Annotated in this window: 9 protein-coding genes and 2 pseudogenes; 5 read left to right on the top strand and 6 right to left on the bottom strand. The window is 51.6% G+C overall.

Translation table 11 applies throughout. The features are described 5' to 3' along the window. Nucleotides 1-104: 104 nt before the first annotated feature. Genes GSUB_RS01070 through GSUB_RS01060 form a run of 3 tightly spaced genes read right to left on the bottom strand, consistent with a single transcriptional unit; the run spans nucleotide 105 to nucleotide 1,290 of the window. A complete protein-coding gene (locus GSUB_RS01070; RefSeq protein ID WP_040198785.1) occupies nucleotides 105-635 on the bottom strand; it encodes a hypothetical protein in 531 nt (176 codons plus the stop codon). A 2-nt stretch (nucleotides 636-637) separates the two neighbouring features. Then, nucleotides 638-1,021 (bottom strand): helix-turn-helix domain-containing protein, encoded by a 384-nt coding sequence (locus tag GSUB_RS01065; protein WP_040198783.1) that lies wholly within the window; start codon nucleotides 1,019-1,021, stop codon nucleotides 638-640. Nucleotides 1,022-1,023: 2 nt separating this feature from the next. Then, nucleotides 1,024-1,290: a hypothetical protein gene (locus GSUB_RS01060; RefSeq protein WP_040198782.1), complete on the bottom strand. Its 267-nt coding sequence runs from the start codon at nucleotides 1,288-1,290 to the stop codon at nucleotides 1,024-1,026. A 320-nt stretch (nucleotides 1,291-1,610) separates the two neighbouring features. Here GSUB_RS01060 and GSUB_RS01055 point away from each other — a divergent pair. Both GSUB_RS01055 and GSUB_RS01050 read left to right on the top strand, forming a co-directional pair. Then, nucleotides 1,611-2,423: pseudogene (locus GSUB_RS01055) on the top strand (ISL3 family transposase); the annotation flags it as partial. Further along, complete coding sequence (locus GSUB_RS01050; RefSeq protein ID WP_337833182.1) at nucleotides 2,402-3,028, top strand: DUF3644 domain-containing protein; 627 nt, start codon at nucleotides 2,402-2,404, stop codon at nucleotides 3,026-3,028. The pseudogene GSUB_RS01055 and the gene GSUB_RS01050, both read left to right, overlap by 22 nt. 153 nt (nucleotides 3,029-3,181) lie before the next feature. On the opposite strand, the gene GSUB_RS17775 is transcribed toward GSUB_RS01050, so the two are convergent. Continuing rightward, nucleotides 3,182-3,778, bottom strand: a complete 597-nt coding sequence (locus GSUB_RS17775) for a helix-turn-helix domain-containing protein (RefSeq protein ID WP_052464308.1) — start codon at nucleotides 3,776-3,778, stop codon at nucleotides 3,182-3,184. A gap of 222 nt (nucleotides 3,779-4,000) precedes the next feature. Here GSUB_RS17775 and GSUB_RS01040 point away from each other — a divergent pair, with 222 nt between their 5' ends. Together GSUB_RS01040 and GSUB_RS17770 are read left to right on the top strand one after the other, a co-directional pair. Next, complete coding sequence (locus tag GSUB_RS01040) at nucleotides 4,001-4,624, top strand: hypothetical protein (protein ID WP_040198780.1); 624 nt, start codon at nucleotides 4,001-4,003, stop codon at nucleotides 4,622-4,624. 13 nt (nucleotides 4,625-4,637) lie between these two features. Next, nucleotides 4,638-5,633: a phospholipase D-like domain-containing protein gene (locus GSUB_RS17770; RefSeq protein ID WP_144401903.1), complete on the top strand. Its 996-nt coding sequence runs from the start codon at nucleotides 4,638-4,640 to the stop codon at nucleotides 5,631-5,633. A 156-nt stretch (nucleotides 5,634-5,789) separates the two neighbouring features. Here GSUB_RS17770 and GSUB_RS01030 read toward each other — a convergent pair whose 3' ends face one another. Further along, nucleotides 5,790-7,433: an ADP-ribosylglycohydrolase family protein gene (locus GSUB_RS01030; RefSeq protein WP_084211625.1), complete on the bottom strand. Its 1,644-nt coding sequence runs from the start codon at nucleotides 7,431-7,433 to the stop codon at nucleotides 5,790-5,792. 183 nt (nucleotides 7,434-7,616) lie between these two features. On the opposite strand from GSUB_RS01030, the pseudogene GSUB_RS01025 reads away from it, so the two are divergent. Further along, nucleotides 7,617-8,722 (top strand): annotated as a pseudogene (locus tag GSUB_RS01025) (IS1380 family transposase). Nucleotides 8,723-9,009: 287 nt separating this feature from the next. Here the strand turns inward: GSUB_RS01025 and GSUB_RS01015 are convergent. Then, nucleotides 9,010-12,294 (bottom strand): DEAD/DEAH box helicase family protein, encoded by a 3,285-nt coding sequence (locus tag GSUB_RS01015; RefSeq protein ID WP_040198776.1) that lies wholly within the window; start codon nucleotides 12,292-12,294, stop codon nucleotides 9,010-9,012.

Here is a 12,294-nt window from a genome sequence, read left to right as displayed (position 1 = left end):
CTCTAGGTGATGATACCCCCCCCTTTGCGCAATAGAATGCAAGACAACCCAACTTAATGATTTCCAGGATTGGTGAGCTACTCTCGACGCGGAGACTCAACCAGTCAGGATTTATCCGGCGCAGCTTTTGAACTTCCCACTAAAAAGAAAGGGATAGGGATGGGAGGAATTCCCATGCGACTGCAGACACTCTGAACGTATTCTCGCCAGAAAGGCCATACATGGTATCCTACGTTGCGACGGCCAAATTCTTCAAAAGCAGCCTCGTGGTCTTCGATATTCAGGTCCGCCGGAATATTGTAATGGGCACAAAATTCGGCGGTGATTTCGATAAAGACGGTACTGTCTTCCAATTCTGCTGATCCACCCTCTTGCGCCGCATTTTTATCAACCAAGCGCGTTCCGGCGGTGAAATTGAAAACGACCGTTCTGGTCTCATGCACCTGGTCTTCAGAAATGGAATCCAAAATTGCAAAATCACCGGTAGGAGCACCACGATGTTGGGGAGAAAGTATAACTTCTGTCCCAAAGAAGGGTGGGATAAAGTCATCCTTGCAACGGGTCGTAGCTTTTCTTAGAAAGACACCCTGAATATTTAAGACTTTGATTGCCTTCTCCAGAAGCTCTCCGTTCATCTTCAGGCTGCCCATAGATCGATAGGTGTGATCATATTTTCGGAACGGGTATACCTAACACCGCCATGTGTTATCTTCACTTGCTGTGCGTCCTCGTACCAATCATTTTCCTGCAGTGCCGAGCCAAAATTGAAAACGGGGCGATTTCCAAGTGCAAAGCAGATATCTGAAAGGGTTCGCAGGGTCATGTTCCTTGACCCGCTCAGTACCTGAGACACATAGCCCTTTGTTTTTTGTATTCTCTGAGCAAGTTCCGATTTAGTAACTCCAGTTTCCTGCATCACCTTCCAGATAGCTTCGGTTACTTCTGTAATTAAAAGTTCCTGAGCAACGAGTCGATCGTTCTCTTCACTCTCTTGGGCCCATGCATCAAAAAAATCACTCATTATCATTTCTCCTCAATCTCTCGCCAGTTTCTTATGACAAGTCTTTCATCTTCTTTCGACAGTTTCGGCCCTCTCTTGAAGGCAAAATGACTGATAAAGAAAACACCTTTGTGCCTGTCAGAGAACCAGCCATAGGCTCTTAATTTCCCTGCTTTGATAGCAAAGAAATGTTTGTCGTTGGGCAGCTTGGCTTCTGTATTCCAATGGTCGGGAGCTCGAAGCTGTCCTTGATCTGCAAGATACTTACGCCGAGCGGCCATAGTTGCCATAGCATTTTTCCCCTTGCCCCCGGGAAAATGTGACAAAGCTTTATGGAGGCTAGGAGGGCGCCAAACTTGGAGGTCGTCCTCACCTTCCGGCTGCTCACAATAGCGAATAGTTAGTCGCTTACCTTTATAATCTACCATAAAAGTTTAGTTAAATGTAAACCCCTCTGAAAAAAAATTTCCAGAAAAATCGAAAAACATACTCCATAATGTGTTTACTTCTTTTTTCGGGCTACAAAAATAATGCTGTAGTTAGGGGAATGTAAAGCTTTTCCCATCGCTATCATCTCCCGCAAACCTTCCTCAGAATGCCCTCCTGATCAGCCCACAGAGATCTCGACGGCGTCACGGAGATCGGCGTTGACGAGATCAAGGTCTTCAAGGGCCAGAAATACCTGACGACGGTCTATCAGCTCAACGCCGGAGTCAGACGGCTGCTGTGGTGCGGCCCCGAGCGGCGGGCAAAAACGCTGCTGCGGTTCTTCCACGAGTTCGGCAAGGAGCGCAGCGCCCAGATCAAGTTCGTCTGTAGCGACATGTGGGCGCCGTACCTCAAGGTCATCGCCAAGAAGGCTCCGCAGGCCCTGAACATCCTCGACCGCTTTCATATCATGCGGGCCTTCGGCGAAGCGATTGACCAGATCCGCCGCGACGAGGTCAAGCAGCTCAAGGCGAACGGACAGGTGAACGTTCTCGAACACGGGCGCTGGCTGTTGCTGAAGCGACCGGAGAACCTTTCCGAGAAGCAGACGACCCGGCTGGACGAACTGCTCAAACTCAACCTGGCGTCGATCAAGGGCTACCTGCTGCGCGAGGACTTCCAGCGCTTCTGGGACTATCAACGCCCGGACTTCGCGGGAAAGTTTCTCGACAACTGGGTCACCAGGACCTTACAGACGGACCTGGAGCCGATGAAGAAAGTCGCCCGCATGCTGCGCAGTCACAAGCCACTGATCCTCAACTGGTTCAAGGCCAAGGGTCAACTTTCCAGCGGCGCAGTGGAGGGTCTGAACCTCAAGGCAAAACTCACTATGAGAAAAGCCTACGGTTTCAAGACGCTGAAATGCTTGCAAATCGCCTTATATCATGAACTTGGCAAGTTGCCGGAACCTGAATATCACCACAGATTCTGCTGACGAGCCACTTTTACAACAGCAACAATTTGTTTGCGCTGCAGCTTCAAGAGGTGGGTAGTGCGGCGGTAAAGAATTTCGTGACGGCGTCAAGGAACTGGTTTGACGTTGATCTTAGTAAATTCAATTTCTATTTGATGCCCTTGGCATTTTTGCATTCAGACCACACTGCGGCGGGCCTAATTCTGAATAAAGAAGAACGAAAAGTAGCAGAGTATATCCGTAATTTGGACGCAGCCAATGATCCTCAAGGGCAATATTCGGTTACCGTGAATGTCGATGTGAGGTTTTCAAGATCAAAAGCTACTGATGCTCTATCAGTTCAGTTTTCACAAGAGGCAGATGCCATGAAGGTGCAATTGACTGAGCAACAGTTTAAGGACCGCTATCCGCTAACATACGCGGAATTAACTGCAGAATGCCGCGCTAGGTATTCTGATTTTAAAGAGAATTCGACATACCATGACATAAGAAAACCTTTAAAATCTGATCCTAAGTACTGCAGAGTAAGACGGCTTGATCCTGACAACCCTAAAAGCACCGGAAAAGACTGGTACAGCCGATCTATATTCACAGTATTAGACCAGCACTATACGAAAAACGACTAATCGGGTAGCCGGGGTTTTTAACCCCCAGCCCCCACACCACCCGGCATGCGGGTCCGCACCGGGCGGTTCGTTGAAATTACCGGGCCGTGTCCAGGTGACACACTCAATTAGGGCTTCCCCCTGAATCTATGTCATCGACTTTCACGGTCTGTCTCAAAACCTCGACCAAGACAAACTACCAACCACCTTACCGATAACCAAATCCTGATCTCCCGCAGGAAGACACGAATACTCCTGGTTCTCCGGCACCAAAAGCATTTCCTCCGCTGTACAACCCTGCCGGCGAACTCGCACAATCCCTGTAGAATCGCGCACAACGATGATGTCCCCCACCTCGCCTGGTTTCTCAGCTACGAGAACGATATCTCCTGGCCGCAGCAGCGGCGCCATTGCTGTATCCTGAATACGCATGGCGAAATCACAAGGGGGAGTGTCGGGCAGCCATAGTCCCTTTTGCTCACCTTTTGACTTCCAATTCCCGGAACTGAGTTCGCCCATGGTCAGCAAAGGTACCAACGGCGCAGGTGAACATTCCGGGTTGTTTTCGTCTTTTCCCAAGATCAGCCAATCGAGGCTGACCTGAAATGTCTTGGCTATTTTTTCCAGTAAAAAAATATCTGGATGTCTGTGCCCGTTCTCCATCCGATTAAATGTCACGGTTGCAATACCAAGTTTTTCGGCAAAGTCTTTTTGTGACAGATTGGATTGCTGGCGAATTTCCCGGATTCGTTCTCCCCATGGGCTCCCCATAGCCTTTTTCCTCCTTAATTTCATTTCCCTGTCTTACTGAGACAACCAAAATACATTATCCGTATTGAAATATCAATAAATACATTTCGGACATTTTATTTATTGACAAAATCCGTTTTGTCGTTTACCTGTGTCCTTATAGCAACTTTTTGCCAAAGCAGTGTTCCAAAACGGGCAAATCATCAAACAGTCACATCTAAACTGAAAACAAGGAGGTTATCCATGAACAAAAAGAACAAACCCGTCAATCGCCGTCCCCGAAATCTTGCAGAATGGCAGACCTACCTCGCACCCCACTCCATCAACATCAAACATTACCTGCCCCAGCAAGGTGCGGATAATAGTGAGTTGGAAATCGTCTGCATGCTCTGCGGCGCCGAGGAAAAGGTGCCGGCAGCCAATCTCGTTCGCAGAAAAAAGAGCAACATCTGCAAGAATTGCGGATGCCGCCAAGACTACACCACCGATAATATCCAACAGTTGATCGAGAAGCACGGAGGTAAGCTTCTGGCCGGCGAGGTGACAAACAAAGAGTCGGTGGTGAGGATCCGCTGTGCCTGCGGTGCCGAGAAGGACAAGCGGGCGCAGGATGTGCGCCGCAGGCCGGGGAGCTGTGATAGCTGCCGCGGCGAAAGAGTCCGCCATACAACCCTGACCAATAACAACAATCTGCAGACGGCGCAAAAAGTTGCTGCCGAGCGCGGTGGACGCTGTCTTACCGAGACCGAGCTGGTCTCCGTCAAGGATAAGCTCAAGTGGGAGTGCGGGCTGGGGCATACGTGGAAGACTAGCCTGGAGTCGGTCAGCAAGCAGCCAGGGGACCTGGTGCCCGACGTGCAATGCTAAATTTGGAGAGAATTTGACCCGAGCCCTGATGGAGGCAGGTTTTGGAGCCGAATTCAAAGCGCAAAAACCAGAATTTTTAAATGGTCTTGAACTGGATGGCTATAATGCCGACCTCGGTCTCGCCTATGAGACTCACGGCCAACAGCATTATCAATACAGCCGGATGTTTCACCGCAGCAAAAATGATTTTCACTCCCAAATGGAGCGTGACCTGATCAAACAACTCCGCTGCCATCGCGCCAATGTCACCTTGATCATCGTCCCCTATTATGCTCTCGACGAGGGGATCCAGGCTGTCAGATCATTTCTGGCTCAGGCTCTGGAGGTGGCAGGATTTAAACCTCCCCAGGACATCACTAGCATAGATATCGACATGCGCGCCATCTTCGATATGCGGTCCGACCATAAATACAGAGATTTCGCGAGGATAGTCCAGGAACGTGGCGGATCATTCCATGAAAAAGATTACCAGGGCAGAACCCGCCCTGTTCCGGTAACCTGCAGCAAAGGCCACACATGGAACGCAAGACCCTATTTGCTGATCAAGGGGCACTGGTGCCCGTATTGTTCGAAAAACACCACAAAGAATCTGGACGAAATTGAATACGCCCTGAGCGAAAAGGGCTGGAGTTTGATGGGAAAACCGGCTTACAAAAATGCTCACCAGCTCTTGCCGATGCAATGCCCGTCGGGTCACGCAGTCGACCGCAGTTGGAACGATTGGGACCAGGGAAATCAGAGCTGTGTCACCTGCAAAAAGCTAGCTGAGGCGCGAAAATTTGCCATCATCATGTGGCTGCGGGGAATTCTGGTCGAACTGGAACCGGCAGACTACCAAAACGCCAGACAGGAGGTGGAGGGATCATGCACTAGCTGTTCGGGTGTGTCAGTGATGACAATTCATGCATGGAAACATGCTCAAACCTGCGCTCACTGCGGTATGCCTTTGCCCCCATATTTTAAGCGGAAAGTCGAAGAAATAGAGGTTCAAAAACGAAAAATTGACTGAGGTTTAAGATGTAACCCCCCGGACTTTGCCGGGGGGGAGTTACAGATTGATGTGTACGACATTCTGACGCACGGCCGGCCAAGCAATGAAAACACAGCGTGAGACACACCCCCGAGTTGAACAGAATGCCCGCTAAAGACTGACTTAGGCCTCCCGCTAGTACCCGGGATATCGCCTCCACCAATCGTCATCATCCTCAAACCCGAGAAACAGATCGGTCGCGACCTGCTCGATTACCTGGCGCAGTTCAAGTCGCACTAGCCACCGCTCGGCGATGGCCTTTCGCCCGAGCAGGGCTCCGAGAAGGTTTCCGGCAATCGCTCCGGTACTGTCACTGTCGCCGGAATGATTGACCGCAAGGCGGATTCCGAGATCAAAGTCGTTCCCGGCGACCAGGGCGCAGTAGATCGCGATCGCCAGGGCTTCCTCGCCGACCCACCCTTCCCCGAGTTTCTCGACTGTTTCCGCATTATGCGGTAGATCCGGATCTGCAGCGAATTCGATGGCTTTTTTGACGGCGGCTTCTGTTTCCTCGGCACCCGGATGTTCATTCAGGATATCGAGCGTGTTGTCGATAGCCTCGTTCAAACCATCTCCATCAATGATTCTTCCAATCATCATGGCAAGGCAGGCCGCTGGCAGATACCCGGAGGGATGCCCGTGGGTCAGATAGCCCAGATCCCGGCCAGCAATAAACGTTTCCCGGTCACGCATGCCGGGGGTCATAACGCGGCACATAAAGTGGGATTGGAAAAGCAGGCCCACAGGCGCCATGCGCATGACGGCTCCGCATCCCTTGCTGTCGTTGTGCCGGGAACCGGAATTGTCCAGCAGAAAAGGTCGGTCATGGTGAAGTGACGAGAGGCAGGTATTGCCGGGGGCGCGACGACTGTGCAGTTCAGGAGTATGGGCCAGCCACCCGTCCATGGGGACCGGACTGTTATCAGTCTCCCCCTGAGTCACAAGCCAGCGCCGATAGGCAGTGTGAGTGCAGCTCACAAAGGAAGGCCCGATTCCTTTGTGCTGGGCACGCGTAACAGCCCGAAGCAGGCCTTCGGCCGTAAAGAGCGTCATCTGAGTATCGTCAGTGATCGCTCCCACTTTGCCGAAGGCTTCCGCGTAATCCTGGATACCTTCAGGTCCGTAGCATTTTCTGATTTCGGCCAGGGAGTCAAATTCGATAGCCCCGCCAAGGGCGTCGCCGACCGCTCCGCCCAGGAGGCAGCCCAGATAATGGTCCAGAGTTCGCCGGGCATGCTTCGCATGGTAGGCATGAACGTGCTGCTCCTGCTCCAGGGTTTCAATCGCTCCGGGGCGAGCCTGCCTGACTTGCTCCATCGCCTGGTCCGGTTCCAGTCCGAAATCGACCAGTATTCGGGCCGCCAAAAGACCGGTTCGTCCTAGGCCGCCGCGGCAATGGAGAACAACCTTACCGCCGCGGCACAGAATCCCGCGGATCCGGTTCCCGACCTCCTCCCATGCGCTTTCAAATCGATCATCGGGTGTACTGACATCCACAATGGGCAGATGAAACCATTGCAGATCCCTCTGCCGCACGCGGTCCCTGAAATGAGAAACGCCCAGCAGCTCGAATTCATGGTCTTCGATAAGGGAGACCAGCGCTTGCGCCCCCCACTGTTCGATCGCGGCAAGGTCCTTGTCGAGATCCCGGTCCCAGTTTCCCGAGAAAAGACCTTGCCCCTTTTTCCCGGGGCAGAAAGTCAGGCCGAGCTCTCCTTGGATATGAGGGATCTGCAGGAGGTCGATTCGTAAAGGATGCGTGTCGCTGGTTTTAGCCATGAAAATTCACTCGGGTTCTGCGATACGATCTTATTGCAAGTGAGGCAGGATTTGCTCCCTATATCCTGATTCCGTGAGATTACAATCGTAAAACTTTTCCACGAATGCATGTAAGTTGCTGAAACATTTCGTTATTTGTGCTATCTTATAGCCCACAAAAATTTCACTCCGTGGGTGAGTTCTATGAAACGCTTTATCATCGAGAAATCCGAGGAGGAGTTCTACAGCTCCCACTCCGGGCTGGCCCTGGTGGGGCTGTGCCTCAACCGCTTCACCAGCCTGACCAAGCGCCTGGGACAGCTCGGCCCACTGAAAAAGGGAGCCATCTCGCACGCCGATGTGCTTCGCAGCTATATCGGCCTGCTTTGTCTCGGCAAGAGCGATTTCGAGGCCATCAGCGGATTTCGCCAGGACCGTTTTTTCAAAGAATCTTTCGGGCTTAAGGGCGTTCCTTCCGAACCGAGCTTCTGGAGATCGAGCAGCGCGAGGGCTCCCAGCACAGCCAGAAAAACTTCATTCCGTTTCTTGGCCGGGTGCTGCACAAGGCGCTCTCGTTGACCGCCGCCCCTTTGCTGGTGCGCCTCGATTCCGGCCACGATGCCTGGGAGACCCGCATGGAATTGGCCTCCCATGAGCGGGTGGACTACATCCTGAAATGGAACCCCCGCGGGCACAGCAAAACCCTCTGGCACCGGCGGGCCTTCGCCGAAGGAAAGGTCAGCCAGCCGCGCCCGGGAAAGCGCATTGCCATTTTCAGTGTCCGCGACACTCATAGCTGGAAAGACGAAACCGGGCAGAAACATGAGTTGAGCTGCCGCCGGGTCATCCGCGTTACCGAGCGCACCATCGATAAGAAGGGCCAGCTTTTGCTCGAGCCCGACATCACGCTGGAGGGCTGGTGGACCTCGCTGAATCTGTCCGCCGAGAAGATTATCGCTCTTTACCAGGATCACGGCACCAGTGAGCAGTTTCACAGCGAGCTCAAAACCGACATGGATCTTGAGCGTCTGCCCTCGGGCAAATTTGAGGTCAACAGCTTGGTGATGACCTGTGCCGCACTGGCCTACAACATCCTGCGCTTCATCGGGCAGATCGGCTTGCTCGGCGAGAAAACGCCAGTGCGCCACCCGGCCAAGCGCCGGCGCATCAAGACGGTCATCCAGGAACTGATGTGTCTGGCGGCACGCATGATCGAGACCGGCCGACGGTTGTATTTACGCTTCAGTCGCCATAGCGGCGCGTCTTTCCAAGCGTTCGCCGGCCTTTATCAACGATTGGCCTACGGATAGGCCAGAGGCCGGCCAAAAAGAAGATGACAAAAGATGACAAAACCCGGGCACTTGCGGTGTTCACGATCGAACTCGTCCTGAAATCGCCTTGATTGGCACTTTGCGGGCAATCTGTCAAAGATCGAAGCTTGCTGAGGCCCTTCAGAGAGCCGGATTTTCAACTGAGCGACATTCTCGCCCCCCATTTTCGCCACTTGGGACGAGAAAACCGGAAAGCGGGAAGACATCTCACGGAATCAGGTTCCCTTCTACCTTGAAAAGTATAATTTTCTAATTTTTTCATAGAATTATTTCATTCTGTTAAAAATCTTATCTACATAATGATTTCTATCATCTGTCATGAAGAGCACATTATTATTTTCCAGTTCCACTTGAGTCTTGTCCCACTTCAATTGAGGGTATCGAGTCCAAGACAAAATAAAACTATTCAAAATGACATTAGAATCATTCAACCGCTTTTCGACCTCCTTAATTCGCTTGTGGAATAAAACCTTTTCACTTCCTGGCCCCTCATGCATGAGGCCATGCGGCTCGATAAAGGTGACATACTGCTTCCCTCCTTTGAGCATCCAAAGAATGAAATCGGGATGAAAGTTGCCCGCTTCGAAAAAGCCGACCCCCTTTCCACGGCTCAAATTCCGAAGGAGATAGAGTTCAACCCCATCTTTTTCCAGTTCGGTTTTATTATTGTCACACCAGCCCTTGAGGTCGGTTACAAACTGGTACTCACTTTCATTGAGCGCCACCGGGAGAATCGTGATTTTCCCACCACGGCGGACATGAAAAAGAGGCTGGAAAAGATGGTGTTTGAAATTGCAGGCATTCAAATCGCCCATGCTTAGAAGATCCTTTTTACCCTTTTTGAGATCTTCCTGAACCTGCTGAATCCATTGGACAACTTGAGTTTCATCGCCATCCACAATGAGCCTGTAAACATCTTCCTGTGGAATATTGTCATCATTTGATGCCAAGTCGCGCAGTTCTAGTCGCGGCTTATAAAACTCATCGTTCCGAAAACGATAGAGCTTTTCGCAGTAGCGCTTAAGTAGCTCAGACGCTACCTGCTGCAATAATGACACTCCTTCAAAATCTTCAGGTGCCAGACGAGATTCCGGTAGGTAGAGTGTGTACCAATCACTCCTTCTAAGCAGTTTTTCGATGCCATTTTTTGAAATGTTTAAGTTGTGCCAACTCCGTTCGCGCTTGAACTGCTCGATTTCGAAAAAAAGAGTGTCGATATCAAACAAAGCGACTACTTGCTCCGGTATTCCCCCGTGAATCGGAACTTTTTGTCCGATTTCATGAGCTCCACGCGATTGCATGGCCTGAATACGTGGATACCAATCGGCAACCACGGGATTGCGGAACATGTAATCTGGTATTTCCCCAAGTGTAGGTACCCGGGCATCCTTCTTAAAATCGTACTCCCTGCCGTCTGAGGCCTTTTTCTTCGGGCGCAGTATTTTAAGTTTCTTTCCGGCATCGTAGGTGACATTGAGTGGAATGGTGAAAATCCGGCGGCGTTCATTGCCGGGGAGCCCTTCCTCCTTAAGGAATTCCCGGAATTTCTCCATGAAGTCAGCCTTGATGCCGAAGACGTTCAGGGTCTCCAGCTCTTCGATAAAAGACGGTTTGGTGGGCGCGTGAGAATGTCCGCTGCGTTTCAGGCACCACTCGTAACCTTTCAGGCGGACTCCTCGGCCGAAGAGCTGGATGATCTGGGAGCCTTCTGAGCGTCCCACATGCATCAAGCCCATAGTGCTGACTCGCCAGCAGTCCCAGCCTTCCACGAATTTCTTGGACCCAATCAGAAGATTGACCGGGGATGTGGATTCCTTCACGGATGCAAACATGGCCTCGGTGAAGTCGCTATCTTCCACGGTCAGGCGCGTGCCATTTTGGGCCGCATACTCGGCCACGTGGTCGCAGAGGCTTTTGGCGTCACCGACATTGATGAGTCCGAAGGGCGTTTCTGAGGTACCCACCCGGAGTGCAACCTCTCCAGATTCTCCCTTAATTCGATCGAGCGAGAGGTGTCCACCCGCAACATTGTTAAACAGCCTGGAGAGGATATCCCGGTAAAGATTCTCAACAGACTCCCCGGCATTCATGGCTTGAAGCAGATAAGAAAAGGCACCAGCAAAAATGTCGTTGCCATCTTTGTCCAAGAGCCCAGTATCCTGTCCCTTGCCCGTCAGGATTTCTCGCATTCGGCGAACAGCAGCCTGCTGGTTGTCCAGAAAGTCGGCAATGAACAAGATGATGAGCGCAACGTCCGTGGCGACAATCTCTTCCTCCCTGCTTAATTTTCCAGAAGAAACAGTGCTGCCGACGAACACCCAGAGAGGTTTTTCCAGATTAAAGGGCTCGAATTCCTTCCCCTTCTCCTCGTAAATCCGAAGTTGCTGATAAAACTTCAACAGGCAGGCCGTCATATAGATAGACTGCGTTTCCTCAAAAGATTCCGGCAGGTTCAGGATCTGGTAGTCCTTCCCGAAACCGTCCTCATAAAACCAACGATAGGAGTAATCGAAAAAGACGGTTTTGGCGTAGCTGTTCTCGAAATCCGCACTTCCCGATGCCTGCACAGCCTGCTCGAAAGTCGCTGAATACTCGAAGGTAAACCCCTTTTCGCATAGATCAGAGCGTCTTCTGAACCAGACGCCCTCCTCTTTGCCACTCATCCCCCGGTGCCCTTCGTCAACCAGCAGAAGGTTCTGGTCACCGAGGCTTCGCGAAGCAATTGTATTGGGCCCTTCTTGATCAGCCAGCTTAGTAATTTCCAGAACATCCACCCGGTCCAAGCCTTGAGCCTGACTAAACAGACCGCCTCGAGACTCCAGATAGCTCCCTGCCCTAATATCGCTTTCCCGAAATTCGGCGATGTGCTGTTCTGAAAGTCGCTCATTTGGGGTCAGGAGGATGACGCGGGATAGGTCCTTGTCCTTGCCGGCCAGTGCAGCATAATGTCGGTATTGTAGAAGATTCACATGCATAAGCAGCGTTTTGCCGCTTCCGGTGGCATTCTGAAGGCAGAGTTTATTCAGGTCATCTTCTTCGTAGAAAGCCACATCGGCGAAATCAGCCCAATGCCGGTTGAATCTCTCTACAAAGCCATTGAGGTCGGCAAGTAGGCCTTCGCGGTTGCTGAAGAAGCGGTCCAGGTACACCTCAACGAAGACCAATGTCAGCCACTGATAGTATTTCCACACTATCGGGCGATGGCGCTTTTCATTGATGGCCTGGGTATGGCGAACGATATTCTGCTCGTATGTGAGCAGCATATCCCGGTTAATTCGAAACCCCGGATTCCCTGCTGCGGGATCGGCCGGACTGAACAGGGGGCTATTCCCAAGATAATGGTAGAAAAAATGAAGGTTATCCTTGTCCAAGTCCTCCAAGCGGGGATCTCGAATCGGCTCGGCTAATTTGTGAAAAGGGCGAACCGACTTTCCGTTGATTCTGTGCTCCACCAACGGATCGATACCGAACAGGCTGATGAGCCATTGGTTGAGCACCAATTTGTCTCTAAATTTATGCGGTTGGGGGCCGCGTGAACGTCTTCTTGCCAT

It is taken from the genome of Geoalkalibacter subterraneus, from assembly GCF_000827125.1.
In the GTDB taxonomy this organism is placed as follows: Bacteria; Desulfobacterota; Desulfuromonadia; order Desulfuromonadales; family Geoalkalibacteraceae; genus Geoalkalibacter_A; species Geoalkalibacter_A subterraneus.
Note: the sequence above shows the minus strand (reverse complement) of the source record. Positions and strands in the feature narration are given on the sequence as shown.

Bases quoted from the DNA above. Each gene is read 5' to 3' on its own strand.
- GSUB_RS01030 (WP_084211625.1), bottom strand. From the start codon at position 7,433: ATGGCTAAAACCAGCGACACGCATCCTTTACGAATCGACCTCCTGCAG.
- GSUB_RS01060 (WP_040198782.1), bottom strand. From the start codon at position 1,290: ATGGCAACTATGGCCGCTCGGCGTAAGTATCTTGCAGATCAAGGACAG.
- GSUB_RS17775 (WP_052464308.1), bottom strand. From the start codon at position 3,778: ATGGGGAGCCCATGGGGAGAACGAATCCGGGAAATTCGCCAGCAATCC.
- GSUB_RS01040 (WP_040198780.1), top strand. From the start codon at position 4,001: ATGAACAAAAAGAACAAACCCGTCAATCGCCGTCCCCGAAATCTTGCA.
- GSUB_RS01065 (WP_040198783.1), bottom strand. From the start codon at position 1,021: ATGAGTGATTTTTTTGATGCATGGGCCCAAGAGAGTGAAGAGAACGAT.
- GSUB_RS01015 (WP_040198776.1), bottom strand. From the start codon at position 12,294: ATGGCAAGAAGACGTTCACGCGGCCCCCAACCGCATAAATTTAGAGAC.
- GSUB_RS01070 (WP_040198785.1), bottom strand. From the start codon at position 635: ATGAACGGAGAGCTTCTGGAGAAGGCAATCAAAGTCTTAAATATTCAG.